Genomic DNA, 1,861 nt, shown 5'->3' with positions numbered 1-1,861 from the left:
CGGTCGTGGTCGGCGCGGTCTACAACGGCCGCGGCCAGACCGATGCCGCCCACAACCAGGTCGCCAGCGGCGGTGCCAACGCCACCGGCAATGCGCCGGCGTGGTTCGATGGCAATGAACATGCCGCGGTATACACCGGCTTCAAGAGCCAGGCGCTGGCCGACAGCCAGGGCGGGCAGGGCGGCTACCAGCAGATGCGCCTGGATGACACGCCCGGCCAGGGCCGCGCGCAGCTGTCCACCACCCAGCATTCAACTACGCTCACCCTGGGCCACTTGAAGGGTGGCGAAGACAACGTGCGCGACACCGAGCGCGGCTTCGGCGCTGAGCTTTCCACCCAAGCCTTCGGGTCGCTTCGCGCAGGGCAAGGGTTGCTGCTCAGCACCGAACCGGGCGAGCCGCAGTTGGCCGCCAACCAGGCGCTGACCCAGCTGCAGGAAAGTGCCGAACTGCTGCAGTCGCTCAACGAATCGGCAGTGAACCAGCAGGCGCAACTCCCCGAAGAGCCGACCACGCTGCAGGCGCACGACGCGCTGGAAAAACTGCAGGAAAGCCTGCGCGCTACCCAGAGCGGCAGCGCGGCGGGCAGCATCAGCGGCGGCGACGGCGATGCCCCGGGCTGGGACAAGCCGGTGCTGATGGGCAGCGGCGTGGCCGGTGTGATGAGCCTGACCCCGGCTGATCAGGTCTGGGTCAGCGGCACGCATACCACGCTGGCCTCGGGCGTGGCGCTCAACTGGCTGAGCCAGGGCTCGCTCACGGTGGCTGTGGCCGGCGGGCTGGTGCTGTACACCGCCGGCGCTGACCCCAAGCCGGAGAGCCCGAACCAGGAGCGCGGGATCGCGTTGCACGCCGCACAGGGCAAGGTCAGTGCGCGCGCGCACAAGAACCAGGCGATCCTGGCGGCCAAGACCAATGTGAAGATCACCAGTACCCAGGCCGATGTGCAGTTGTCGGCGCCGAGCAAGCATCTGCTGGCGACGGCGGCCGGGGCTTACATCCGGATCGAGGGTGACAACATCGAGCTGGGCGCGCCGGGGAAGGTGGAGTTCAAGGGCACGCAGCGGGAGTGGACCGGGGCGAAGAGTGTGACCATGCAGTCGCCTGGCGTGTCCGGCACGTTCAAGGGCTGCGAAATGAAGGCAGAGGACGCAGCCAGGCAGGGAGGCGCGTTTGTCTGAGATCTCGCTGTTGGAACGCCTGCGGGAAGCGCTAATCGCGGTCCGGGACCGGCATGGTGATGCGGCATCCACCCTGTACGCGGTAATTGATCCGATTCTTGCCGATCCTTTTCCGGACGCGGCAGGCGAGGCGCGCGAGGGGGTGGTGCTGCCGGCGGACAAATTCGCCCCGGGAGATTGCCCCTACCTGCTCACGCTGGGTGAGTTCGGTCGGGACCCGCGCGCCGAAGCAACGATTGCCTTGTCCCTGCAGGAAACACTTGCGCAGGAGGGGGGTGACCGTGCTGGCCGCTCGGTGTGCGGCTGGCTGGTCTTGCCCGCCGGGATCCCGGTGGAGCAGGCGGTGCGTGCTTACGCACGTCAGTCGCAGCTGGTCGTGGGAGGTGAGCGGAGGACCTTTCGTTTCTGGGATCCTCGCACACTCGACCTTGCCAGGGACGTTCTGACGCCGACGCAGCTCAATGCGATTCTTGGGCCCGCAGCAAGCTGGAGCTGGTTGTCTCGGCAACGCAGGCTGGAAACGGTCTGGATCGACCCGCGCGAGCATGATGCCCTGTACACCGTCGCTATTCAGACCAACGAAGAGCAGCAACGGCTGCTGTCGCGGCTCCCTGAAATCAATCTGGTGATGGATTCGCTGACGGTTGCAGCATTGGACACTACCCCCATCAAGGCCATCG

Annotated in this window: 2 protein-coding genes; both read left to right on the top strand. The window is 66.7% G+C overall.

From position 1 onward, the window contains the following. Nucleotides 1–1,181 (top strand): type VI secretion system Vgr family protein (locus tag DBR34_RS23900; RefSeq protein ID WP_258224103.1); only part of this gene is annotated, 1,181 nt, incomplete at its 5' end. Beyond that, nucleotides 1,174–1,861: DUF4123 domain-containing protein (locus tag DBR34_RS18210; RefSeq protein WP_219928337.1), on the top strand; the 688-nt coding region annotated here is incomplete at its 3' end. The genes DBR34_RS23900 and DBR34_RS18210, both read left to right, overlap by 8 nt.

Source organism: Stenotrophomonas sp. HMWF003 (genome assembly GCF_003061285.1).
In the GTDB taxonomy this organism is placed as follows: domain Bacteria; phylum Pseudomonadota; class Gammaproteobacteria; order Xanthomonadales; family Xanthomonadaceae; genus Stenotrophomonas; species Stenotrophomonas maltophilia_AP.
This window is presented reverse-complemented; position numbering and strand designations above follow the sequence as displayed.